This is a genomic window from Paraburkholderia fungorum (assembly GCF_003610895.1).
Taxonomy (GTDB): Bacteria; Pseudomonadota; Gammaproteobacteria; order Burkholderiales; family Burkholderiaceae; genus Paraburkholderia; species Paraburkholderia fungorum_B.
In genome coordinates, this window is sequence record NZ_MCAS01000002.1 from 179,743 (window position 1) to 203,525 (window position 23,783).

24 protein-coding genes are annotated in these 23,783 nt (G+C 61.6%); 10 read left to right on the plus strand and 14 right to left on the minus strand.

Features of this window, described 5'->3' with window-relative positions:
* Positions 1 to 155: 155 nt before the first annotated feature.
* Entirely contained in the window at positions 156 to 1,262 is a 1,107-nt protein-coding gene (locus BCY88_RS03655) for a porin (protein ID WP_120342926.1), read from the minus strand.
* Between the two features lie 484 nt (positions 1,263 to 1,746).
* Between BCY88_RS03655 and BCY88_RS03660 the strand changes: the two genes are divergently transcribed.
* On the plus strand, positions 1,747 to 2,970 hold the full coding sequence (locus BCY88_RS03660; protein WP_120342927.1) for an AAA family ATPase: 1,224 nt from the start codon (positions 1,747 to 1,749) through the stop codon (positions 2,968 to 2,970).
* 37 nt (positions 2,971 to 3,007) lie between these two features.
* The gene (locus BCY88_RS03665; RefSeq protein ID WP_120342928.1) at positions 3,008 to 4,759 is read left to right on the plus strand and encodes a cobaltochelatase CobT-related protein; all 1,752 of its coding nucleotides are present in this window, start codon (positions 3,008 to 3,010) and stop codon (positions 4,757 to 4,759) included.
* 20 nt (positions 4,760 to 4,779) lie between these two features.
* On the opposite strand, the gene BCY88_RS03670 is transcribed toward BCY88_RS03665, so the two are convergent.
* Together BCY88_RS03670 and BCY88_RS03675 are read right to left on the minus strand one after the other, a co-directional pair.
* Positions 4,780 to 5,613 (minus strand): class II glutamine amidotransferase, encoded by an 834-nt coding sequence (locus BCY88_RS03670; protein WP_120342929.1) that lies wholly within the window; start codon positions 5,611 to 5,613, stop codon positions 4,780 to 4,782.
* A gap of 76 nt (positions 5,614 to 5,689) precedes the next feature.
* On the minus strand, positions 5,690 to 6,364 hold the full coding sequence (locus BCY88_RS03675; RefSeq protein WP_120342930.1) for a MarC family protein: 675 nt from the start codon (positions 6,362 to 6,364) through the stop codon (positions 5,690 to 5,692).
* Between the two features lie 346 nt (positions 6,365 to 6,710).
* On the opposite strand from BCY88_RS03675, the gene BCY88_RS03680 reads away from it, so the two are divergent.
* From BCY88_RS03680 to BCY88_RS03695, 3 genes are all read left to right on the plus strand, one after another.
* Positions 6,711 to 6,926 (plus strand): DUF3311 domain-containing protein, encoded by a 216-nt coding sequence (locus BCY88_RS03680; RefSeq protein WP_120342931.1) that lies wholly within the window; start codon positions 6,711 to 6,713, stop codon positions 6,924 to 6,926.
* The gene (locus BCY88_RS03685) at positions 6,923 to 8,395 is read left to right on the plus strand and encodes a sodium:solute symporter family protein (RefSeq protein WP_120342932.1); all 1,473 of its coding nucleotides are present in this window, start codon (positions 6,923 to 6,925) and stop codon (positions 8,393 to 8,395) included. The genes BCY88_RS03680 and BCY88_RS03685 overlap by 4 nt, the downstream gene beginning before the upstream one ends.
* A gap of 506 nt (positions 8,396 to 8,901) precedes the next feature.
* A complete protein-coding gene (locus tag BCY88_RS03695; protein ID WP_120342933.1) occupies positions 8,902 to 9,549 on the plus strand; it encodes a glutathione S-transferase family protein in 648 nt (215 codons plus the stop codon).
* A gap of 12 nt (positions 9,550 to 9,561) precedes the next feature.
* Here the strand turns inward: BCY88_RS03695 and BCY88_RS03700 are convergent, their stop codons facing one another.
* The gene (locus tag BCY88_RS03700) at positions 9,562 to 10,458 is read right to left on the minus strand and encodes a phytochelatin synthase family protein (protein WP_120342934.1); all 897 of its coding nucleotides are present in this window, start codon (positions 10,456 to 10,458) and stop codon (positions 9,562 to 9,564) included.
* A gap of 96 nt (positions 10,459 to 10,554) precedes the next feature.
* On the opposite strand from BCY88_RS03700, the gene BCY88_RS40795 reads away from it, so the two are divergent.
* On the plus strand, positions 10,555 to 10,986 hold the full coding sequence (locus BCY88_RS40795) for a DUF1289 domain-containing protein (protein ID WP_404935668.1): 432 nt from the start codon (positions 10,555 to 10,557) through the stop codon (positions 10,984 to 10,986).
* 48 nt (positions 10,987 to 11,034) lie between these two features.
* On the opposite strand, the gene BCY88_RS03710 is transcribed toward BCY88_RS40795, so the two are convergent.
* The 4 genes from BCY88_RS03710 to BCY88_RS03725 form a co-directional block, all read right to left on the minus strand.
* Positions 11,035 to 12,180 (minus strand): GGDEF domain-containing protein, encoded by a 1,146-nt coding sequence (locus BCY88_RS03710; RefSeq protein ID WP_120342936.1) that lies wholly within the window; start codon positions 12,178 to 12,180, stop codon positions 11,035 to 11,037.
* Positions 12,140 to 12,820, minus strand: coding sequence for a hypothetical protein (locus tag BCY88_RS03715; protein WP_120342937.1), 681 nt, complete (start codon positions 12,818 to 12,820; stop codon positions 12,140 to 12,142). Before BCY88_RS03715 ends, BCY88_RS03710 begins: the two co-directional genes overlap by 41 nt.
* Before the next feature lie 411 nt (positions 12,821 to 13,231).
* Entirely contained in the window at positions 13,232 to 13,576 is a 345-nt protein-coding gene (locus tag BCY88_RS03720) for a cupredoxin domain-containing protein (RefSeq protein WP_120342938.1), read from the minus strand.
* Positions 13,577 to 13,609: 33 nt separating this feature from the next.
* Positions 13,610 to 14,542, minus strand: a complete 933-nt coding sequence (locus BCY88_RS03725; RefSeq protein ID WP_120342939.1) for a metallophosphoesterase family protein — start codon at positions 14,540 to 14,542, stop codon at positions 13,610 to 13,612.
* A 263-nt stretch (positions 14,543 to 14,805) separates the two neighbouring features.
* Between BCY88_RS03725 and BCY88_RS03730 the strand changes: the two genes are divergently transcribed.
* The gene (locus BCY88_RS03730) at positions 14,806 to 14,997 is read left to right on the plus strand and encodes a hypothetical protein (protein ID WP_120342940.1); all 192 of its coding nucleotides are present in this window, start codon (positions 14,806 to 14,808) and stop codon (positions 14,995 to 14,997) included.
* Between the two features lie 108 nt (positions 14,998 to 15,105).
* Complete coding sequence (locus BCY88_RS03735; protein WP_120342941.1) at positions 15,106 to 15,852, plus strand: hypothetical protein; 747 nt, start codon at positions 15,106 to 15,108, stop codon at positions 15,850 to 15,852.
* Positions 15,853 to 16,062: 210 nt separating this feature from the next.
* Here BCY88_RS03735 and BCY88_RS03740 read toward each other — a convergent pair whose 3' ends face one another.
* The 5 genes from BCY88_RS03740 to BCY88_RS03760 form a co-directional block, all read right to left on the minus strand.
* Complete coding sequence (locus tag BCY88_RS03740; protein ID WP_120342942.1) at positions 16,063 to 18,237, minus strand: M1 family metallopeptidase; 2,175 nt, start codon at positions 18,235 to 18,237, stop codon at positions 16,063 to 16,065.
* A 570-nt stretch (positions 18,238 to 18,807) separates the two neighbouring features.
* The gene (locus BCY88_RS03745; protein ID WP_120342943.1) at positions 18,808 to 19,044 is read right to left on the minus strand and encodes a hypothetical protein; all 237 of its coding nucleotides are present in this window, start codon (positions 19,042 to 19,044) and stop codon (positions 18,808 to 18,810) included.
* Between the two features lie 10 nt (positions 19,045 to 19,054).
* Positions 19,055 to 19,717 (minus strand): glutathione S-transferase family protein, encoded by a 663-nt coding sequence (locus BCY88_RS03750; protein WP_310796107.1) that lies wholly within the window; start codon positions 19,715 to 19,717, stop codon positions 19,055 to 19,057.
* A 25-nt stretch (positions 19,718 to 19,742) separates the two neighbouring features.
* Positions 19,743 to 20,195 carry an SRPBCC family protein gene (locus BCY88_RS03755; RefSeq protein ID WP_120342945.1) on the minus strand — a complete coding sequence of 151 codons (453 nt, stop codon included), beginning with the start codon at positions 20,193 to 20,195 and terminating at the stop codon, positions 19,743 to 19,745.
* A complete protein-coding gene (locus tag BCY88_RS03760) occupies positions 20,192 to 20,527 on the minus strand; it encodes an ArsR/SmtB family transcription factor (protein ID WP_120342946.1) in 336 nt (111 codons plus the stop codon). Before BCY88_RS03760 ends, BCY88_RS03755 begins: the two co-directional genes overlap by 4 nt.
* 136 nt (positions 20,528 to 20,663) lie before the next feature.
* Here BCY88_RS03760 and BCY88_RS03765 point away from each other — a divergent pair, with 136 nt between their 5' ends.
* Positions 20,664 to 21,569, plus strand: coding sequence for a LysR family transcriptional regulator (locus tag BCY88_RS03765; protein ID WP_120342947.1), 906 nt, complete (start codon positions 20,664 to 20,666; stop codon positions 21,567 to 21,569).
* Between the two features lie 134 nt (positions 21,570 to 21,703).
* Positions 21,704 to 22,474 (plus strand): YkgJ family cysteine cluster protein, encoded by a 771-nt coding sequence (locus BCY88_RS03770; RefSeq protein WP_183081266.1) that lies wholly within the window; start codon positions 21,704 to 21,706, stop codon positions 22,472 to 22,474.
* Between the two features lie 32 nt (positions 22,475 to 22,506).
* Here BCY88_RS03770 and BCY88_RS03775 read toward each other — a convergent pair whose 3' ends face one another.
* Positions 22,507 to 23,661, minus strand: a complete 1,155-nt coding sequence (locus BCY88_RS03775) for a branched-chain amino acid ABC transporter substrate-binding protein (protein WP_120342948.1) — start codon at positions 23,659 to 23,661, stop codon at positions 22,507 to 22,509.
* Positions 23,662 to 23,783 lie beyond the last annotated feature (122 nt).

The following is a 23,783-nucleotide window of genomic DNA, read 5'->3' on the forward strand; positions in this document are numbered from 1 at the left end:
CCGTGAGAGTCTTGTGGAGTCAATGTTGTTTTTCCCTTGTGAGGCGTTTTAAAACGCATTGCAGGTACCGCGATGCAGCTGTGCTACGCATTGTGTTGCTTCATGCTGCCTGCAGCCCGGCCAGAATTGCTGCCGGACACGCCAACGGCGCGGCGTCAGAACTGATGCATCATCCCGACGTAGGCGCCCGTTTGCGATTCGCCCGCGAGCGGGCTCGTGTTGCTGGTGGCGTCGCGCGGTGACGCTTCCAGCGAGAAATTCGAATTGCTGCCGTTGCGCACGTAACCCACCGTGCCGTACACGAAGGTGCGCTTCGAGAGGTTGTAGGTCGTGCCGAGCACGTACATCATCGCGTGGCCGGACGGATCGTGCGCGGCATCGCCGCCGCCGTCGCCGACCTTGATGTAGTAGCCGCCCGCCGTCACTGCCCAGCGCGACTGGATGTTGTAGGTGGCGCCCAGCCAGTAGTGATCGGCGCTGTCGGCCACGCCTATCGGCGAATCCGGCGCCGCGTAATGCGTGTAGGCGCCCTGGATCTTCCACGCGTCGAAGTGCACGTTCGCACCGGCGAAATATTCGCGCGAGGCCTGGAAGATGTTGCTCAAGCGGCCGTTGCTGTCGCGTAGTTCGTCGTAGATGCCGCGCACGTCGAAGAGCGGCGAGTGATAGGTAAGCATGATGCCGTCGGAGCGGCCAAACTCGCCTGCCGCGCCGCTGTTGAACGCGCCGGCCTGATTGCCCAAGGCGTATTGCGCCTGGACATCGAAACCCCACAGCACCGGGCTGTGATACTCGACGTTATTGCTGGTCTGCTGCCAGTTGCGCCCACGCACGAGCGACGCCGACGAAAACGCCTGCTGCACGAACGGATCGAATTCCCACACCCCGTCGCTATCGATAAACAGATTACGTCCAGCCTGCAGCGTGCCCCACTGATTGTCCTTCAGACCGACGAAGGCGCGCCGTGACCACAATCGTCCGCCACTGGTGGTGCCGTTCATGATCTGCAGACCGGTTTCCAGGTTGAAGATCGCATTCAGTCCGCCGCCCAGATCTTCATTGCCTTTCAGGCCCAGCATGCTGGTGCCCCAATCGCCGCCTTCAGCGCTCCAGCGGTTCGCGGTGCCGCCCGCACCATTGTTGATGTGATTCAGATATTCCAGGCCGCCGTCGAGACGGCCATATAAAGTCACGCTGGTTTGACCGTATGCCAGAGGGCTTACCACCGCCAGGGCGGCCATTAACTTTGTGCGTAGTCTCATTGTTTTGCCGTGAGTTCTTCTGCCGAAATGGTGGGCAAAGCCGACTGCCGATGACTCAAAACTACTCACCGTGTCACATCGCGGCCGGCCTGTACCCGGCCGCGGACTCGCAGTGCAAGGCGCGTCTATGAGGCCTCGCGTATGCAACGCAACGGCATGGGCCATGACCTGTTGCCCATACCCGGTTACACCGGTCCGATGCCGGACCGAACCAGCTTGAACATGAGATGTTGTAAAACTACATACCTCGCGGACGAACTATAGGTGATCGACGCTTCATAGCCTAACCATTTGCCGCAATATATTTTTGCGGACCGCGCGCTCGACATTGAAAATCTTCAGTTGAATCGAATCGGTGTACCGTGAATGAAATTCCTGCCTGGGAGATCGAAAGGTACTCACGATAAGATAGTCGGTCATTTCGCCTCAGCCAAATCGAAACGCATTATTTGTTGCCCGATCCATTCATCACTTGCCCCTTCCCATGAACGTGCCTGAACTGACCGAAGACGAAAACCTTGGCCTTTACCAACGCGCGACTGAAACCGGCGCGGAATGGTGGCGCGTCAGCGTGGCGGACCGGCCGGAAAACTATCGCCTCGAGCACGGGGTGAATGAAGGCAACAACCATGGCTCGGTGGATATCGATCTGGTGGTCGACGCGGAAAACCTGCGCGCGAAGCTGAAGAAGTGGCGCCGGGAAGGCTTCGCGATCGATACGCCCGATGCCTCGGACGAAGCCGGCACGGCAGAGCGAGTGGCCTTTATGCCCGAGTTGCAACGCGTGGCGGCGCGGGCCTCGGTGGCGAAACATCATGCACGGGAGGGTGCGCGAGAAACCGTGCGCATCGGCCAGGTCGACGTGCCATGCGGTGTGGAGAATCCACTCGTGCCGCCCGTCAATCCGGCCTATCTCTTTTCCGGGCGCTTTAACGACATTGTCGAAGATATCGTCGAGAACCGGCGGGTGATGCTGATCGGTCACACTGGCGCGGGCAAGACGAGTCTCATCGAACAGGTCGCCGCGCGCTCGCTTCACGGCGTGTTGCGCTCGAACATGAATGGGCAAACCACGGCCGGCGATTTTGTCGGCTTCTGGACCGTCAAGGGCGGCGAGACGATCTGGGTGGACGGCGTGTTGCCCACGGCGATGCGCGAAGGCCTCTGGCTGATCGTCGACGAAATCGATTTCGCCGAACCGTCGATTCTCGCCGCCCTCACCGCCGTGCTCGAACCGCACGGCCGCCTCGTGCTGAAAGAAAAAGGCCATGAGATCGTCGCGCCGCATCCCGCGTTCCGGCTGTTCGCCACCGCGAATGCGGTCGGTGCGATGAGCCAGTTCCGTCATCTGTATCAGGGCGCGAATCTGATGAACGAGGCGTTTCTGGATCGCTGGCGCGTCTATATGCTGGACTATCTGACGCCAGCCGAGGAAACCGACGTGCTGATGCGCACCCTCGCCCCGCATATGACGCGTGCGCTCGCCACCACGCTCGCTGCGATTGCCGCCGACTGCCGCGCGGCGTTCGCCCGCGAAGACCTGTCGAGCGCATTCTCCACGCGGCGCCTGCTCGACTGGGCCGAGCTGATGCTGCGCACCGGCGACCCCGAACGTGCGGCGGGTCCGGCCATCTACGCGAAGGTCAGCCCGGAAGACGCGGCGCTGATTCGCGGCATCGTTCGTCATCACATTGCGCCGGCCGCCTGAGCCCGGCCCGGCACAATCAGCGAGCACAGCGATCGCCATGAACGCAATGCACTCAACGCGCGACACGCGAGGCTTCGCGTTCGAATCGACGCTTAGCAAGGTGGCGCGCGTGCTGACCGGGCAATACGGTGTGACGGTCGCCTTCAGTCCGGATGGTCCGCGTGTCGAACCCGGCCGCATCGTGATCCCCGACTATGAGTTGAGCGGCGGCGTCGAGCGCGACGTGCTGATCGGCTATCTGGATCTGCTGGTCGCGCGCGCCAAGCACTCCTCGCTCGCACAGATGGATGCGCTGCCGCGCGGCGTGACAGCGAATCTCGCGCAGGTGATCGAGGACCGCCGCGTCTGCGTTCAATTGCTCGACGAGTATCCGGGCGCACGCTGGTTCATCGGCAAACTGCGCGCGCATGCCGCCGAACAGGCGCGGCAGCGCTGGCCGAAGCTGCATTGGCGCGACCGGCTGGTCTGGCTGGTGGAGCGCGCGCTGTGGGACGAACCGCCGACCCGCGCCGAAGCGGTCCATTCATTGCTCGCCGCACTGCACGCCTCGCAGGATCAGCTGGACGAAGCACGCAGAAGCCGCTCGAGCGCGCATAGCATTGCGGCCGCGCAAGCCCTGGTGGCACGCGTGCGGGCTTTGTCGGCGGGCGACGTCAATAGCATGGTGTTCACCGCGGACCCGGTTGAAGACATCGATACGGAAACCGCCGCGTCTTCGTCCGAGCCGGGCAATGATGACGATACGGTCCTGCCCGACCAGGACAACGCCGCCTCGCCGCCTTCCGATCAAGGCGGCGGCGCGCAAGCGGAGAATGCGGTGGGCATGGGGCAATCGCTCGCCGATGCACAGCAGCCATCCGCGCGTTCGGACGGTGAAGCCGGCGCCGTGTCGGATGCCCTGCGCGAGCGGCTGTCGATTCCGCTTGCCACTGAGTTCGACGAAATCACCGACGTCACCGGTCAGGGCGACAGCGCAGCCTGGCGCGAGCTTCGCGCGCAGGCGCGCGCGGATACCGCCCCGCTCAAGGAGAAACTCGAACGTGCGCTGAGCGCCGACGAACGCACCCGTTGGCGCCGCGAGCAGGAGCGCGGCGAGATCGATCGCACCGCGCTGGCAAAACTCGCCACATCGCCCGGTTACCGTACGCCGTTTCGCACGCAGCGCGCGGCCAAAGGGCGCGATGTCGCCGTGACCTTGCTGATCGACCGTAGCGGTTCGATGGCCGGCCGCAAGATCGAACTCGCGCGCCTGTGCGCGAGCGCGCTGTGCGATGCGCTCACGCAGTTGTCGTTCGACTGCGAAGTGCTCGGCTATTGCTCGCTCGAGTCCGCGCCCATGAAGCAGCTGTATGAACGGCAACTGGCGGGCGGTGTGGATTTGCGGCGCTATAACCGCTTTGTCGAGCGGCTCGACCTGAAAGTCTACAAACGCTTTGGCGCGACGGATCTGAGCGGCATTGCCGAAATCGACTGCGGTCACGAAAATCCGGACGGCGAGGCGCTCGCCTGGGCCGCGACTCGGCTCGCGGATCATCAGGCCGAGCGGCGCATCCTGATCGTGTTTTCGGACGGCTATCCGTCGACCGGCGACGGCGACCCGCAGGTGCTGCGCCACGATCTGCGCGAACGCGTCGCGGCGATCCAGAAACGCGGCATCGAACTGGTGGGGATCGGCGTGCTCACCGATGCGGTCGAGGATTTCTATCCGCACAACGTGGTGGTGAGCCGGCTCGCGGAATTGCCCTCGACGGTGTTTTCAGTGTTGAGTTCGATGCTGCTGACGCGCTAGACCCCTCAGCCCCCAAGTCCTTAAGCCCGTTTGGGTTCGAACGGATACTGGTCGATCGCGCCACCGCGCGCGACCACCGCCGTGCTCTCCGGAATCTCCTCCCACCAGCCCTGCAGATCCGAGAGCGGCTCCGACAACACCAGGAACGCGTCTTCACCCACCGCCGTGATGCGCGAATCGTCGGGATACAGCTCGTGCAGGTGCCGGAACGAGGTACTGTGGAAGGGCGAACGCGACTGCCTTTCGCTCGAATAGCGAACCGCGATGATCTGCTCGCCGTCCGTGGCGCACACGGTCATGTTCAGCGGTTCGTCCACCCCCTGCTTGCGCCCGACCTCTTCGACGAACCCCACCATCCGCTCGAGCGCCGTCACCGGCGCGAGTTCGAGACCGAAGGTCAGCGCGAGAAAGAACAGCACCTCGGAATCCGTCGAACCTTCAACCGATGCGAACAGCTCGGGGTCGATCGCCAGCATCAGTTCGCGGCGCACGAGCGGGTAGTTGCGCACCAGCCCGTTGTGCATAAAGAGCCACCGGCCATAGCGGAACGGATGACAGTTGGTTTCCTGCGACGGCGTGCCGGTCGCCGCGCGAATGTGCGCGACGAACAGCGGCGCACGGATGGCCCGCGCGGCCTCGCGCAGGTTGCGGTCGCTCCATGCCGGCTGAATGCAGCGATAGCGAAACGGAATGTCGGTGGGATGGCCGTACCAGCCGATGCCGAACCCGTCGCCGTTCGTGGTGGTCTGGCCGAGCCGCGAATGCAGGCTCTGGTCGATCAGGGAGTGTTTGGCGTTGAACAGCACCGTTTCGAGTTGAAGCGGATTGCCGGTATAAGCGAGCCAGCGGCACATGAGTTTCCCCTCCTGTCACGACGAAATGTCCGACGAACCTCGCCGGGCCTCGACGAGGCCCACGCGCTGCCGTTCGCTATTTGACCACGGGTTGCATCTGCGCGATCGGTATCAGGAACTCCGAAAAGCCGGTCAGGATAATCTGCACGCCAATGCACAGCAGCAAAAACGACGAGACGCGCATCGCGACCTTGGTGCCGTCCACGCCGAGATACTTCGCGAAAACCACAGCCCGGCTGTAGATCAGGTACACCGTGACGGCCACCAGCAGCGAGATTCCCACCGAGGCGATGCCAGACAGCACAAACTCCGAGAGCTTATGCGTGCGGTTCGCGGTCAGCGCAATCGCGGTGGCGATCGAACCCGGCCCGGTGGTGAGTGGAATGGTAAGCGGGAAGAACGCCTTCGACATGGCGTTATCCGAATCCACACGCTTGACGGACGGCTGCTCGGCCGGCGTGTCGGGCGCATTGAGCATCTGCCAGCCGCTCACGGCTACCGCGAGCCCGCCGCCTATGCGCAGGGCCTGCATCGAGATGCCGAAGAAATGGAGAATCGGGGTGCCGACGAAGAAGGCAACCAGCAGCACGCACATCACGTTGAAGGCGATCTTCTTGGCGAGTGCCGTGCGGTCTTCCGTAGTGAGCGATGCAGTGCGGTCGAGAAAGACGAACGCCATGCCGATTGGGTTGATGATGCTGATCAGCCCGGTGAAGCCAAACAGGATATCCGAGATCAGACTTTCGACCATATGCGATCCGTTTCGGGCAGCGGCTCGGGCGGCTTGATTGACTGACTGCCCACCCAGGCGCTACGCTGAGTTGAAGTACTGGACGCTTTGAGCGATCCAGATCGATGCTCGCGTTGCGTGGCTCAGATGATATCGCGGCGCGGCATGCAAATTTGAAAAAAAGGGGACGACTCAAGCCACGCGCGGCGTTGCACCGCAGCAGACCGGCACAAAAAGATGCGCACGCAACTTTCAGAAAGCCTACACTTTTTTGACTGACTTTACGCGCCCGAAGCATCAGGCATAAAGTCCTCAGCGAAGCTGCACTTTCAACGAGACGTACTTACCGGTTCGAGGAGTTGCCCCTATGTTGCTTCGTGCACTCGCCGCGCTGCCGTTCATCGGCATTCTGCTCGGCGTCCCGTTTGTGAATCGTGTCGAACCGCTGGTGTTCGGCATGCCATTCGTGCTGGCCTGGATCGTCATGTGGGTGGTCCTGAGCGCCATCATCATGGCGATCGTCTATCGTCTGGATCCGAGCAACCGTCAGCTCGCCGCGGACGCCGAGGAGGCGCGATCATGAGCGCACTCATCATCATTGCGGCCATAACGCTGTTTGCGCTGTACCTGGGCGTGCGCGCGCGGCGCGGCCACGACATGAGTCTCGAACAATGGGCCGTGGGCGGGCGCAGTTTCGGCACGGCCTTCGTGTTCCTGCTGATGGCGGGCGAGATCTACACGACCTTCACCTTCCTTGGCGGCAGCGGTTTTGCTTACGGCAAGGGCGCGCCGGTCTACTACATTCTTGCCTACGGCACGCTCGCGTACATCATCTCGTACTGGATGCTGCCGCCAATCTGGCGTTACGCAAAAAATCACCGTCTCGTCTCGCAGCCGCACTTCTTCGCGCGCAAGTACGACAGCCCCGCGCTTGGCACCCTGGTCGCGCTGGTCGGCGTGGCCGCGCTGATCCCGTACCTCGTGCTGCAGCTCAAGGGCCTCGGCATCATCGTCGCGACCGCCTCGTATGGTGCGATCTCCTCGACTGCCGCCATCTGGATCGGCGCCGCGGTGGTGACAGCTTACGTGATGGTCTCCGGCGTGCGCGGCTCGGCGTGGAACTCGGTGGTGAAAGACATCCTGATTCTGGCGATCGTGCTGTTCCTCGGCATCTATTTGCCGTTGCACTACTACGGCGGCTTCAGCGACATGTTCCGCGCGATCGACGCCGCGCGCCCGGGCTTCCTGACCTTCCCGGCCAAGGGATCGAGCGTGATCTGGTTCCAGTCCACCGTGCTGCTGACGGCACTGGGCTTCTTCATGTGGCCGCACTCGTTCGGTTCGATTTTCACGGCGAAAGACGAGCGCATCTTCCGCCGCAATGCGATGGTGCTGCCGCTGTACCAGCTCATTCTGCTGTTCGTGTTCTTCGTGGGTTTTGCTGCAACGCTCAAGGTGCCTGGTCTGAAGGGCGGCGATATCGACCTGTCGCTGTTCCGCCTGTCGCTGCAGACTTTCGACCCGTGGTTCGTCGGCGTGATCGGCGCGGCGGGGATTCTGACGGCACTGGTGCCGGGATCGATGATTCTGACCTCGGCGTCAACCCTGCTTGCGAACGACGTGTATCGCGGCATGGTGAGCCGCAATGCATCCGATGCGACGGTGACCAACCTCGCGCGCCTCCTCGTGCCGGTGGTGGCGCTGGTGGCTGTCGGCTTCACGCTGCACGGCGGCGAGACGATCGTGGCATTGCTGCTGATGGGCTACAGCTTCGTGACCCAGCTGTTTCCGGCGGTGATCTGCAGCTTGATGCCGCATAACCGGGCGACGAAGTACGGCGCGTTTTGCGGGATTCTGGCGGGTGTTGCTGTGGTGGCCCTGACCACTACCCTGCATCTGAGTATCGGCCAGTTGATGCCGTTTTTGCCTGACTCGCTGAAGGATATCAATATCGGTTTCCTTGCATTGGCCGTGAACATCATCGTGTTTGTTGCAGTGAGCGCGGTGACGCAGCCGCGGCCGGCTGAGCAGACTCACGCGCCGGTGCATTGAGGAGGGGCCTGCGGCGCTTGTTGTTTGGGTGTGATTTTCTTGGGCTGTTTGCCTTGCGGTGTTGGCCTTTCCTTGATTTCTTAGTGGTCTATTAGTGTCGCCCCTGTGCGGGGCGGCACTTACTTTCTTTGCCGCCGCAAAGAAAGATAAGCAAAGAAAGCGGCTCACACCGCCAGCTCATAAGCGGGTCCCCCGCGCAGTCACGGTAGTGGTGCATCTGGAATCCGTGCTCTCGCACATTCGGCGCTCGTGACAAGGGCGTCATACTTCCGGCGGCGCTTCGCGCGCCGACGTGCATTTCTTAAACCCGTTGTGTCGTGGTCATGGTTTTTTGCTCGCCTTTTGCTGGCGACCTGGGTCTGTCGTCGCGTCTTCGCCTGCATCGCGGTTGCCGCTGGTTGTAATCTGGTTTCCCCTCTTCTCTCGGGTACGAGGCTTTCGCGAATCGCGCTAGACTACGCTCCGGTTAAAGCCGATCAATTCGAATAAGCATGCGGAGCGGATAAATGAGCTACCTTCTTTGCTACTCGCCGGGCGCGGCCAGCATGCCGGTCCACTGGATGCTGATAGAAATGGGCATCCCATTCGAGACCCGCCTTGTCGATATCAATGTCGGCAATCAGCACGACCCTGAGTATCTGCGGCTGAATCCGTCTGGCCGCGTGCCCACCCTGGTGGTGGACGGCACGCCGCGCCACGAGTCGGCTGCGTTGCTCATGCTGTTGGCCGAGCGCCATCCTGAAGCCGCCCTCGCCCCCGAGCCAGGCTCCGCTGAGCGCGCGGCGTGGCTGGAACTGATGATCTATCTGGCCAACACGCTGCTGCCCGCCATGCGGGACTGGTTCTATGCGGACGTCGACGGGGAACCTGCTGGTTCCGAGGCAGTTCAGGCGCTTGCGCGACGCCGCATCGAAGAAACCTGTGACCGGTTCAACGCCGAGCTCGCCGACGGGCGCGAATATCTGGTCGGCGGCAAGCTCAGCACGGCCGATTTCCTCGCGGTCGTACTGATGCGTTGGACACGCAATATGCCCCGGCCGGCACTCGGTTGGCCGCATCTCGCGCGCTATATCCGTGCACTGCGCGCACGGCCCGCATTCATCGAATTGAATGCGCGCGAGGGGCTCACGGAATGGCGCAATCAGGACGATTGAGGTCCGCGCAACTCAATGGCCGCCGGTGGTAGCCGGACAATCGGCGGCACCGGCAGGCCGTGAAAAACCCTGGTTGGTTCGCGAGCCGACGATCACAATCCCGCGTGAAATCCCGCTGACGGTATCGACCGCGAGAGCTGCCGCGTAGAGTTGCGTGACCGGCACCCACGCCGCCGGATACTTGTAGCGCGCAACATCCAGAAGCAGCGCGCTATCGCTCGCGGCGTCGTAGGCGGCAAGTGGCGACCAGTGGCCACCGCCTGCTTCGCCTATCTCCACCCGCCGGAAGTTCAGTAACGCAAAGCGGTCGCTGTGGCTCGTCGTGTCGCGAATCAGATCGCGAAACTGGCCGAGCGTCAGATCGCTGGCATGAAACGCCTTCACCTCGACAGGAAATGCGTTCAGGGCTGCGCTGAGCTGGTCGAGCGTCATGCCCTCCTTCGATACCTGTGCGGCGTTGGCCACCTGGGGATCGATGCCGCGAAAGAAATCCTCTTGCGAGAAATAAGGGAAATCCGGGTACAGTGTCGATGCAGGGCGGCGGATGCCCAAGGCATTGAGCACCATCACCGACGTCGCGACCGAACAGTAGGCCTCGTTGCGCTGCGTTTCGAAGTATTGCGATAGCGGCCAGTACGATTGCTTATGCGCGGTGGCCATCAACCGCTTCTGGCCCGCCGGCTGCGTCAACACGGTGAGGTTTGGCGGAACAGGGAGCGGCCCGTCGGCACGGTGGACCGCAACCGGTGCGGGAGCTTGCGGTGAATCCTGGCTGACAGCTTGACCTGCAGTCTGATTTGCAGCCGGTGGCAGCGGCGCGCAGGCCGCCAGGGCTGCCGCGAGCACGGCGACGATCCGCGCAGGCCGGCTTAAGCGCTCCATGGCGCGCGTCAACGAATATCTGGACATTAACCCTTCCGTTGCGGATGACTTCGGAACGACTTCAAGCGTGCCGGCGTATTTCATTGCCTGGCGGCAAGCCCTGATTTTTTAACACGAAATAAGTTGGCGCGTGAAGTTTGCCCGTGGGGCGCGGGTTATGCAGCCCCTTGCTATACTCGCGCGGGCAAATTCTGGAGCGCGCGGCCGAAGCCTTTATCGGCAGCGCTCACAGCTAATTCAAGTAAATCGGATTCGAAAATGAGCGACTTAACAAGCGCCGCGTGTGAAGCAGAATGCAAGCCCGGCTCCGCGGGGGCATTCGATGAAAAACAAAATCAATCCAGCGGAACCGATGCACCGATTGCGACGGTTCCTTCGCCTTGCATCGACATCTGCAAAATCGACGGCAATACGGGTTTGTGCATCGGCTGTCTGCGCACACGCGACGAAATTCGCGGGTGGAAGAATCTGCCCGACGCGCAGCGCATCCAGATGATCGACGAACTGTCGCGCCGCAAATCGAAGCTGGAAACCGAGAACGCCGAAGCGCCCTAAGACCCCGGGGTCCCGGGGTCCTGAGGTCGGCATCATCTAACGCACGCATCAACGTTCCGCGCCGGCGAACGCGTAACTGTTCTTGCCACTGCGCTTGACCTGGTACATCGCCTCGTCGGCGCACGCTACGAGGCGATGGTAGTCGTCAACGGGATCGGGAAAGCTGGCAATGCCGATGCTGGCGCGCACTCCGCCGACGCCTATCTCCTTGTCCGTTTGAACCACGCAGGCAATCAGCCGCCGGGCGATTTCGCCCAGCTCCGCGTTCGTCGAAAATTCACGCACCAGCACGGCAAATTCGTCGCCGCCGATCCGTGCAACCACATCGCCTTTGCGCACCGACTCACGAAAGCGCTTCGACACCGCGATCAGAAATTCATCGCCCACGCGGTGGCCAAGCGAGTCGTTGACGTGCTTGAATCCATCCAGATCGACATACAGCACGGCGATTCTGCAGGGCCTTGCCAAAGCGCGCGAAGTCGTCGCGGCCTCGTCGAGCGAGGCAAACAGGTTGCGCCGGTTCGGCAAGCCGGTCATCGCGTCGTGCAGTGCGGCCCATTCGAATTCGTACGACCTGCCCGCCAGCATGCGATTCCGTTTCGCGTACATCCCAAGCGCGGTGATGAGCATGCAGAACAGCAAGGCCGCCGAGGCGATCAGCGTGCGCGCAATGTGGGCAATGCGCACGCGCACGTCGGCGTTGTCAGCGTCGCGTTGCGCTCGCCACCAGGCCGACACGCTGTCGAGTACGGCATCCGTGTCGCGCAGGTCGGCGTCGGGTGAGAGCGAGGACGCAGGCAAACGCGGTGCCGCCGACGGACTTGCATTGACCAGCGCCGCGAGTGACGCGAGGCGATGAGCCAGTTCGGCCCGTGCCTGCCGATATCCGTTGGCTCCAGATTGCGCGGCGTCGGGCAGTTGCTGCCAGATGCCGACCGCGTTGCGAGCACTCTCCGCGCGTTCGACCGCATCGAGAACGAGCCCCGCGTATTCCTGCTTCAGCTGATCGGAAAAGATCGTGCGGATCTGCAGCGCCAGATACAGCAGACCGATCAGCAGACAAATCAGCGCGGCGGTGCCGATCACCGCCGGGCCGGGCCTGAAGCGGCTGGCGAGCGCACGCCCGCCCGCGGCGAACGGGGTACGCGTTCGATCAGGGATGCGAATAGAGGTCTTGCTGGCTTCCGGTGCCATGCTGACGGTAACTCACGCGACGAAAGAACGAACCCATCCGGGCAAACAGACTGCTCTTGTGCCTCGTGTTGACCGTCGAAGCAGCGCGGCGATCCGGCTGCGCGAGATGCGCACCCTTGCCCGAGCGGCCGCCTCCCAATGGCTGCGCGCCAGGATTCGAGGGAGAAGCCGCGTGGAGAACAGCAGGGACAGAAGACGCACCCTGGTCTGGGTCGGCGACGACAGTTTGGCTAAGCACGGGCGCGGGAGGTCGCGTAACCGGCCCGAACCACGAAGCCTGTTTTTCGCCCGCTTCTTCTGTGGCCGGCGCGGCCGCTGTTGCCTGCATGGAAGCGGTTGTCCGTGCAGGCGGTGCAATCGACTCCGCGCCGACCTGCCCTGCCACCTTTGGCGCAGCCGTGCCGAGCGCCTGCCGCGCACCCGCGATGGCGTCGGCATACCTTTGCTGGTCGTGGTTGAACCAGACACCGTACGCGACCGTACCCACCACTCCCACAGCCAGCGCGCTTGCCGTTGCAACGCACAGTGCGAGACGGCCGAATCGCACGGGCGGCGTCGCAGCCTGGCGCTCACCGCCGGCGTCGAAGCGAGTATCCGGGCTCTCTACAGCAGATTTGGGCAAGTCGGTATCGTTGAACATCGCAACACTCTCCGGAATCCCCAGGTCTGACATATCGGCCAGACTTTGTTCACACGATTCAGCGGTGATCGATCTGGACCCGTTCAAAGAACTTATTCCGCTCGCGGGGTAGCGGCAATACGGCAATGCTGCGCTTTAAACGGAAGTTTGGCGAGTCCGGCGCGCGTCGATAAGACAGGTAAAAGATTCAACAACGTCTGTATTCACGAGCGATGTCGCGAGCACTTGCCGTGTCGCTTCAAGCCGGGCTTGCGGGAACGATGCGAGCATGCGCAGCGCTTCTGCGTCACGCAATAAACACGCCAGCAGGAAGGCCGATCATGGATCGCCACCGCTTAAAACGCGATGCACGGCTCGTGGGCGCATAGCGCCCACGCCGGATCGCGCACCTATTGCATACCCATTGCCCACCTACTGCACGGTGATCGTTTCTTTCATGTTTGGATGGATGCCGCAGAACACCTTGTAGACGCCAGGCTTGTCGAACTTGAACTGGTACGTATCGTTCTGATCGAGCGCGGCGGAGCGAAACATGCCCGCGTCGTTCACGACGGTGTGTGGTTCGCCGTCGAGATTTTTCCATGTCACGGTCGAGCCGGCCTTGACGGTCAGCTCCATTGGCGAAAACATGAAGTTCTTGATAACTACCGTGCCGGGTGTCTGCGCCCGTGCAACGGAAAATCCGGCCGATGCGGCGAGAAGTACCGAGCTGCCGAACAGCACCAAAAAAGCTCGCCGAATAGAATTATTTCGCATAACTGATCTCCATGAATAAATAAGATTCTGCAATCAAACGAGTGTCGTATCGTCGAGCGTCGCCTTGAGCGGATGACGTTCGATCTTGATGCTGGTCACGCCGAGCATCTTGGGAAGTTGATCGCTCGCTACCGTGAGCGGTCCGGGGCCGGGACCGTTGCCAGCGGTCGGCTGCGGATAGGCTGTGGAGCGGGCGGTATGGAAAGTGATATTGCCTTCGACCTTCGAGACGATCTGATGAATATGACCGTTCAGCACGGTCACCGAACCAAAGCGCTTCAGATAGCTCATGGCCTGGCCGGCGTCGCCCGTGCCCCACCCCCACGGTTCGTAAATCGTCCACATCGGCATATGGGCGAAAACGACGATCGGCGTGCTGGAGGAGCGTCCTTTCAGGTCATTTTCGAGCCACGCGAGTTGATCGTCACCGAGACCACCCAGTCCGTTAGGCTTGAAATGCATCACGTTCACGAGCGCGACGAAGTGCACGCCGTTGTGGTCGAAGCTGTAATAGCCTTTATTGTCCGAAGCCTTGCCGAAGCGGCTGAAGTATTCCGTTCCAGGGCCGTCCGTCACGTCGTGTTCGCCCGGCACGGTGTGGAGCTCCGTGATATTCAGCCCTGACATCAACTGCGCGGCGAGATCGAATTCCGCCGGTTTCGAAAGATGCGTGATATCGCCCGTGTGGATGGTCAGCGCGGGCTTGACCGGCATGGCATTGACGTAGTCGATCGTTTGCTTGAGCGTGCCCGCGACGTCCGGGTTGGCTTCCTTATTGAAACCGATGTGCGAATCGCTGATTTGCAGGAAAAGCGGCACGCCCATCGATTTCGCGTCGGCCGCAAGCGCCAGTTCCACGGGGGTGAGAATGCCGCCCGCAAGAACGAACACCGTGCCTACGCCACCGAAAGCGAGACATTTCAGAGCGCCACGGCGGGATGGGTTGAATGAATGATGTGACGACATGTTGACCTCACGATAAGGATTCGCAGGCAAACCGCGGGATCATCCGGCGGGCCTCACGACTCGGTTCACCTGCAAGACTGCGGCACCGGCGGTTTTATTCCAGCGAAGATGAAATTAGTGCCGCTCAGCGAATTCGGACGCTCAGGCTGTTATGTCCCGCCTCCCCACGCGACCGGCGCAACCCGCACAAGCGGGTCAAGGCGGGAATAGCCATGGCGCGGCCGCAGTCTTACAGGTGAGGGAATCTGAAAGGAGAAATCGACATGGACATCATCGACATGGCCCGTGCCTCGGGCATGGCAGTCATCCTCGACGGCAGGATTGGCCGCGAGGAGTATCAGAGCGTATGCGGCTCCCTATCCGCATTGCAGCGATTCGCCGAAGCGGTGCGCCAGGGGGAGGTACAGCAGAGCCGATCCCCGAAACGCGCCGTCACGCCCGCTCGCAGAACATGAGGCGCGTGAGGAGCATCAGACAGGACAGGCGCGGTGGCATACTCGACGTGGTTCGACCGCGGTCTCTCAGGGCGTTTTCCGTCGCTTACAAATCGAAGGGAGGGTAATGTGCGAGCGGAACTACGGCCTGCGCTACGCCGCCTGCAACTCGGGTCGGGCGTGGTGCTGCTCATTTATCTGTTCTTGCATCTGGTCAATCACGCGCTCGGGATCTGGTCGCTCGATCTTGCCGGACGCGGACTCACGTTGGCGCTGGCCATCTGGCACAGCGTGCCGGGCACGATCCTGCTGTACGGTGCGGCCCTGCTCCATTTCGCGCTGGCGGTGCGTACGATTTACGGGCGTCGTCACTGGGCGCTCCCGCCCGCCGAATGGATCCGCCTGTGGGCCGGACTCAGCCTGCCGCTGCTGCTCATCCGGCATGCGGTTGCAACGCGCCTTGCGACGTCGCTGTATGGTTTCGAGCCGAACTACGAACGGATCGTGATATCGCTGATCACGAGCGGCACGCAAGGTTTGCAACTTGCGCTGCTTGCGCCTGGCTGGATCCACGGCTGCCTTGGCGTGTGGTTCAGATTGAGCCACTATCCGGCGGCGCAACGCGCGAGACCCGCCCTGCTCGCCTTCCTCGTTGGCTTGCCACTGCTGTCCGCTATCGGTTTTCTGCGGATGAAGCAAGCTGTTGTCGCAATGCACGCGGTGCTTCCCGCCCCCGATGCGAAACTGGTGGCGCACCAGCTTGCGCTCGATACGTGGCGTCACAGTCTCGTCACGCTTTACCTTGCCGTGATCGTCAGCGCGCTTCTGGCGGGCTTGTTGCGCAATTGGCTGGAGAGCCGGCCACGTTCGGCTTGACCTGACGGTGGCGCGGATCGGGGTGCTTTGGTTGAGGTTTCAGTTGAGGCTTTGCTCGATGCTCAACCGTTGCGCCGTGTGCCGCTGACGTATGCAGTCGTGCAGTGGCCCGCATCGCGGAGGATGCGGGCCACGGCATTGCCCTACTGCAACGGCCAGGGACGACGACCAGGTACGGCGCCCCGATGCCGTCCGTCCAGGCCGGCCGGTTTACTGCGCTTGCTGCGCCTGCGGCTTCAGCTTGAACTTGCCTTGATAGCGGATCGTCGGACGCAGCGACTGTGTTGTCGGCGCAGTCATCAACAGTTGGCGAGCGCTCGGCGCGGCAGTCGAGCCGAGCGAACCGATGCTGCTCTCACGCGACGGGTCCGCCAGACCGTTCTTCACCAGCAGCTTGGCCTCCAGTTGCAGACTGGTCAGCAAAACCGGGTCTTTCAGCGCGTTGCCCTGCGCCAGCAACTGACTCCACGCGGTGTTGCTGTAGTTCGTCACGTAGTAGTCGAGACCGCTCGGATCCGCGAGCACGGCCGAGCAGCCGTTCAGACGAACCTGCGTTTGCGCGTCCTTCATCGCAATCGTCTTGCGCGCGGTCAGTCCGTCGCCGTAAGCGAGCGTCAACGGAATAGTCCATTGCGTGCCCGGATACCGGTTCTGGTTCGGGAACGGCGACTGCTTCAACGTGACCACGGTCTGATTGGTCGTCAGATCGCACTGGGTGTCGAGCGACAGCAAAGGCACACCGGTTTGCCGCACGAAACTGTCGCCAATCGCGACCATCGGCTCGCCGCTTGCTTTCGCCAGTTCGTCCCACAAGCGCTTCGGCGTACCGTTGCCGAGCGCATAGTCGGCCAGATACGACTGCAGCCCCTTACGCAACACCTCTTCGCCGAGATAGTTTTCCAGCATCTTCAGCACATGGCCGCCCTTGTCGTACGTAAAGGCGCTTGCGCTCAGCACGAAGTCGTTCGAGGCCCAGCCGTTGAAGTTCGGCTGCACCGGGAACGCGGTGGATTTCAGATCGGCGTTGATCACCGCGTACTTGTTCTTCACGTCGTCGACCCAATTGAAGCGGTCCGGAAAGAAGCGCACCTTGGTCTTGTTTTCGAAGAACGTCGCAAACGATTCGTTCAGCCACACGTCATCCCACCAGTCGAGCGTGACCAGATCGCCGAACCATTGGTGCGCGGCTTCATGGGTCAGAACCGTCACGCCATAGTCGGACATGGGAGTGCCAGGCGGCGGCAGAATATCGTCGGCAAACTCAAGAATCGCGCCCCAGTTCTCCATCCCGCCGAAGTTCAGGTCCTTTTGCTCCTTGAAGGCGTCGTTCGCGGCGATCGTGTCGAACTTGGTGAGCGGCAAGGGAATGCCGGTGTACCGATAGTAGTAGTCGAGCGCCTGCTTGGTCTGCTGCATAGCCGGTTTCGCCCAGTCACGCATGCCGGGCGGCGTGAAGATACGCAGATGCAGGCCCTTGTGGTCAGGAAGCGGGCTCGAGAAGTCGTCTTCGAGAATGTCGAACTGGCCGCCGCCAAAAAAGAGCAGATACGAGGGCATCGGCGGCGTCTTTTCGAACGACACCAGCTTGTAGCCGCTATCCACATTCACCGCCGGCTTCTCCGCCGCGTTCGACACGACATTCCAGTTCTGCGGGACTTCCGCGCTGACCTCATAAGTGGGCCGGAATGCCGGTTCGTCCCAGCCCGGGAACCATTGGCGCGCGAGGTTCGATTCGCCTTGCGTGAGAATTGCGCCGCTTGTCGTGCCGTCGGTCGACTTCAGGTCGACGCGGAACACGCCCTCCGCGGCCGAGCAGCCCGGATACGGGTCGTTGCCGCAACTGCCGCCGGTTTTGGCGACCGGATCGTCATAGGTCTTGAAGTTGATGATGCCGCTCCACTCCATGTGCAGCGAGTAGTTGCCGGCAGCGATCTGCCCGCTCACGGGCCTGAGTTGATAGAAATCGCCGTCGTCTTGCGGTGTGGCGATCAGCGCAATGTTGCCCGGCTGCAGTGTGATGGTGCCGTTGGTGAACTTGATGCGATGCCCGGCGATCGTGATCGCGTTGACCGCCTTCAGCACCTTGATCTGCACGTCCGCGCGGCCGTCGAACGAAGACAGCGCCGGGTTCGGGCGGAACCACAGCTTGTAGTTGATGGGAGTGACCGTATCGGGCAATTCGACCGGCGGCACGCTCTTGTTGATCGATGTATCCGCAACGATCGGCGCGGTAGGCGGGGCAAGCGCCGCGTCGGAGGCGGCTGCGGGCGTCTGGGCGGACTTGCTCGAAAGCGTTGGCGAGCCGTCTGAACCGCCGCAGCCCGCCAGAACCATTATTCCGGCTAACGCCAGGCACTGTATCTGCAATCGGAAATTTATACGCATTATTAATCCTCGACTGACAAAATCGGCATAAAGAAAGTGCGTTGAGTGCTTAAGCTGTGTTTCTCTTTTTTCAGCGAAAAAGGTCTCCCGCACTAGCCGCGGATTGCTAGCGAGAATATATGGACGTGTTACTACCTCAGCACTTGTGGCTGATTTTTTAATTACGTCACCCGATCATTACAATTCTTTCGGAAGGAGTGGCGTGAACCGTTTTCTTCCGTTTTGATACGATCGCCTGACTGACCGGCAAAGCAACGGCATACCTGCGTCTCCGGGCAGGTGGCTAGGAATAAGGTCAGTTTCTGGCGATAGTGCGTAGCCTAGTTTGGCAAACGTTCCCGTGTCAACTTCCTTTCACAATCTTTCCTATTCTGGCGCACGGCGTATGCAAACAGAATGGAGGAAGTAATCAACGGAGTTAATGCTCTAAAGGCTCGAATGAGCGCCGGCTTCTACGAGAAACTTTATTTTATTGCGGCGCGGAGTGTGATAGGAGATGGCGGCAGTCAATGCCAGTCAATACGTTTCTAAAATGAACTAGCCGTTGAGTTCACTAAAGAAAATATGCCCTTAGTGGATGAAATGCCCACAAAGCGGTATTGCGCTCAGCCGCGCATGGAACGACGACTGCCCGCCGCGGACATCGGCGAATTGATCGGCCGCCAACGCGGAGCCGGCTGCGGCGCCGATCGCAATCAACACGATCGCGAACCGGCGTAGCCACCCGGCACGGCCGGTCAGCGTGCCCGACACGCTGCGCCAACTGGCGAGCAAGGTCATGGCGAGTGCAACGATCGCGCAGCACATAGCGGTGTCTTCAGGTGCTGAGCGCGGCGTTCGCGGCAGCGGTGGCCGCACGCACTGGAAACGGATTGCGCCACGCCTCCATGTCGTTCAACTGATCGTGCCAGCGCCGCATTTCCGGAAACTCATCGAGCGGCATGGCTGCGTCTTTCGCATAGGGCAGCGCGATGGCCACGGAAAAATCGGCGACACTCAGGCGCTCGCCGAGCAGCCATTTGCGGCCTTTGAGTTGCTGGTCGAGCACACGGGCAGACTTGCGAAACAGGCCCTGCTCTTCAGCCACGATCGCTGGGTCGGGGCCGCCGAGTCCAAACACCGGCTTGATGATCGACTCGAAGTAAAGCGCGCCGGCATGCGGGTAAAAATGGTGGCTGTTCCAGCTGAACCAGCGCAGGACGTCGATCTGCCGGTCATCAGCCGGCCAGAGATCGGACTGCGCGCGCCGCGCGACATGACTCATGATGGCGTCGGCTTCCCAGATGCTTCTTTCGCCGTCGACGAGACACGGCACCTTGCCATTCGGATTGATCGCCAGATAGCCCGGCTTGCTTTGCTCGCCTTTTGTCAAATCGACAAATGCATACTCAATCGGTATGCCTAAATACTTTGCTACTGCGCAGGCTTTTCGTGGAGCCAACGTTTCAGCGTAATAGAGCTTCATATTCGACCTCGGCATGCGTTGATTTCGGTTTCGATGTGCGTCAGTTGCCTTCGCCTTCCCGATGCGCCGTGAAGGCGTCGAGCTTGTCCAATGCCGTGCTCCAGCCTGCCTGATGAGCATCGCGCGCGGCCTCGTCAAAGAACTGCGCATGGGTAAGCGTGAGTTCGGTTCCCTCTTCGATCGTGCGCAATCTGAGCGTGACCTGCGAGCGGCGCTCGGGCAGCGTGACCCACTCCCACGTGAAGACGAGTTTGCGGTCTGCCTCCACTTCCAGGTATTCGCCGCGGCAGTCGTGCGTTTCGCCATCCATTGTCTGGAACACCACGCGAAAACGGCCGCCCACGCGCGGATCGGCTTCGGCACTGAGCACCGGCCCGGCGTCGGGCCCCCACCAGCGCACCATCAGTTCGGGCTTCGTCCACGCGGCATACACTCGGGCGGGCGGCGCCTTGATGCGCCGCACGATCGTCAGGCTCGGCTTTTCCTGGGTCATTCCTCGTCTCCCTCCACAAAATTGGCAAGCCGGTCGAGGCTTGCGGACCAGAAGCGCTCATAACGCTTCAACCATGCCATGGCCTCTTCCATCGGCCCCGCGACCAGATCGACCGACACCGTCCGCCCGTTCTTCTTGCGCGACACGAGACCCGCGTCGCTCAGCACGTCGAGGTGCTTCATGACGGCGGGGAGCTTGAGCGGCAGCGGCCGCGCGATTTCCGTGACCGACAGCCCGGGCTCCCGCTCGAGACGAGCGAGGATAGCCCGGCGTGTTGGGTCCACAAGGGCGGAAAACGTGCGATCAAGCTGACTGACTGGAGACTTTGCCATATGGTGAACTATAGAGGGCGTGTTAGCGGTGTCAAGATTTTTCGTAGGCAGCCCGTATCGCGAGGACTTCCGTTTGCGACCCGCCGCCAGTCCGTTCTAGACTGCGGATCGGTCACAGTCGAGGGAACAACCCGGTATGGACATTCTTCAAGGGATGGCGGTATTCAAGCGTGTCGTCGATGCGTCGAGCTTCTCCAAGGCGGCCGATTCGCTTGACATGCCACGCGCGTCCGTGTCGACGCTCGTGCAGAATCTGGAGAGCCATCTGGGCGTGCGCCTGCTGAATCGCACCACGCGCAGCGTGCAGGTCACCGACGACGGCGCGCTCTACTACGAGTACTGCACGCGCATTCTGGCCGAGGTCTCCGACGCCGAGTCCGCGTTGTCGAACAAGCGGCAAAACCCGCGCGGCACGATTCGCGTCGACACCTCTTCTACCTTTGCCGCCAACGTCCTGCTGCCCGCCATCCGCGATTTCAATGCGCGCTTTCCCGACATCACCGTCAAACTGGGGCTCGCTGACCGCAATGTCGATCTGATGCAGGAAGGCGTCGATTGCGTGATCCGGATCGGCGTTCTCGACGACTCGAATCTCGTCGTGCGACCCATCGGCAGTGTCCGTTTGACCACCTGCGCCGCGCCGGCGTATCTCGAGCAGATGGGCGAGCCTCTCACGCCCGACGATCTCGAACACCATCGGGCGGTGAATTATTTTTCAGCCCGCACGGGTCGTGTCTATCCGTTCGAGTTCGAAGTGAATGGCGAGCTGGTCAGAAAATCACTGGACGGCACACTCGCGGTCAACGAAGGACTGGTGTTCGTCAAATCCGTGACCGAGGGACTGGGGATGGTCCAGGTTCCGCGTTTCATGGTCGCCAAGGCGATCGAGGCCGGCGCGTTGCGCGAAATCCTGCGCGGCTACCCGTGTCCGCCTGTGCCTCTTTCCCTGCTGTATCCGCACCGCCGGCTGAGCATGTGCGTGCGGGTATTTAGCGAGTGGGTTCACGAGCTCGCACAGAAGAATCCCGACCTCAACGGCTAGGCATTGCCCCGGGCCGCTGGGCGCGGATTCCGGCAGCCGCGCCAGAGCACCGCAAAAAAATTTATTGGCTTTGCTGTCAGAATTTTTCATCTGCCCCGACTAAAGCCAGCGTAGACTTCCGCGGCGAGGGATTTATGGTGAATGACATCGATTTCGAATGTACTGCATGTGGCAAATGCTGCCACGACTTGCGCCTGGCGCTGACCATTAGCGAGGCCATTGCCTGGCTGGAACGCGGCGGGCGAATGGAACTCATCTGCGAGGCCATCCCGTGGCCCGTCGAGCCCGAGCCCGGCAACGCACAAGCCGAATACAAACGGGCGCGTTCGTCACCGGCAATGAGCGGAAGCCTGCCGGTACGCATTTCGATCGTTCTCGCTGCGGCATTCGAAGGCGCGTGCCCCAATCTGCTCGCCGATATGCGCTGCAATATCTATGAACAGCGGCCGCTGGTCTGCCGGATCTATCCTGCCGAAATCAATCCGTTCGTCGAACTGGCGCCGCAGAACAAGGGCTGCCCTCCCGAAGCGTGGCAAAACAAACCGCTGCTAAGGCAGGGAATCCTCGTCGACGCGGCGACCGTCGAACAGATCGAACAGTCGCGCCGCGCGAATCAGCTCGAGGCGCCGCTGCGCATGCAGGTCTGCCTCGATCTGGGGTTGAATCAGGCCGCGCTCGCGAACGAGGGTTTTGTGATGGTGTCGCCGGATAGCGATGCGCTGCTGGCTGCCTTGCGCAAGATTCACGCAAGCGCCCAAACGCAGGAAGCCGCCGCGCAGTGGAGCTTCGTTTCGAATCGCGCCGCGACCGTTGAAACACTCCTGTCGATAGGCGCGTCCGGTCAGCTCGTTGAAGCCACCGCTGCCGGCAATTCCCGCTATCACGGGTTTTTCCCGCCCTCGTAGACGCCAAGCCGCCGGCGTCTACGCTCGCGAGGCTAGACGCCGCTGCTGCCGCCTACGGTCTTGATGCTCTTCCATTGTCCTTGCTGAACCTGGAACAGCGTGTACGGCGGCTTGATCAGATCGCCATACGGGTCGAAGGTGATATTGCCGGTCACGCCGGTCACCGTCACTTTCGACAGGGCATCGACGATCTTTGCACGATCGAGCGAATCGGCGCTGTGAATCGCCTTGATCATCGCGAGTGCGGCGTCGTAGGCAAACGGCGCGTACAGCTCGACATCCTGATTGAAGCGCGCCTTATAGCGCTTGCCGAATGCCTGCGCGGCGGGCAGCTTGTCGAGCGCCGGGCCCGGCTCGAGATCCTGCGTGCCGTCACCCGCGGTGCCGGCGATCTGCAGGAACGCATTGCTCTTTAACGCACCCGCGCCGAACAGTTGCGCCTGCATGCCCAGCGAGCGCATCTGCTTGACCAGCATCGCGCCCTGTTCGTCCAGACCGCCGAAGAAAATCAGATCGACGTTCTTGCTCTTGAGCGTTGTGAGGATGGCGCGAAAGTCCACCGCTTTGTCGTTAGTGAACTCGCGATCGACGATGTTGCCGTTTGCTTCTTTTGCGCCTTTTTCGAACGCATCCGCGAGTCCTTGCCCGAATGCCGTGCGATCGTCGATGATGCCGATGCGCTTCGCCTTCATCTGCTCCACCACGAAGTGTCCGGCCACCACACCGCCGATGCCGTCGTGCCCCATGGTGCGAAACACGTTCTTGTAGCCCTGCTTGGTGAGTTGCGGATTGGTCGAGCCCGGCGTGATCATCGCGACGTTGGCCTGGTGATAGACCGTCGACGCGGGAATGCTGCATCCCGAGTTGTAGTGACCGATCACGCCGACTACGCCGTCGTCGACCAGTTTCTGCGCGACCTGAATCGCCACGCGCGGGTCCGCCTGATCGTCCTGCACGTCGAGTACGAATGTGACCGGCTTTCCGCCAATCACCGGATGCCGCGCGTTTTCTTCGTCGAGCGCCAATTGCGCGCCGTACTGCAGGTCCTTGCCGACGCGTGCAACCGGGCCGGTCAACGGCCCGACAAAACCGATCTTGACGACTTCAGGATCGGCCGCCCACGAAGACGACATGGTCGTGGCGAGTGCACAGACAGTGGCACTCAACAGCCAATAGCGGCGATTCATGATGCGCTCCTTATGATATGTAACGTCGCGCGATGTATGAGTTGGCCGATCCGATGCGCGACGCGTCGAAACCGTCCTGCGATACTGTGGTCCAGCGAAAGAACCCGTGCGCTTAGAGCCTC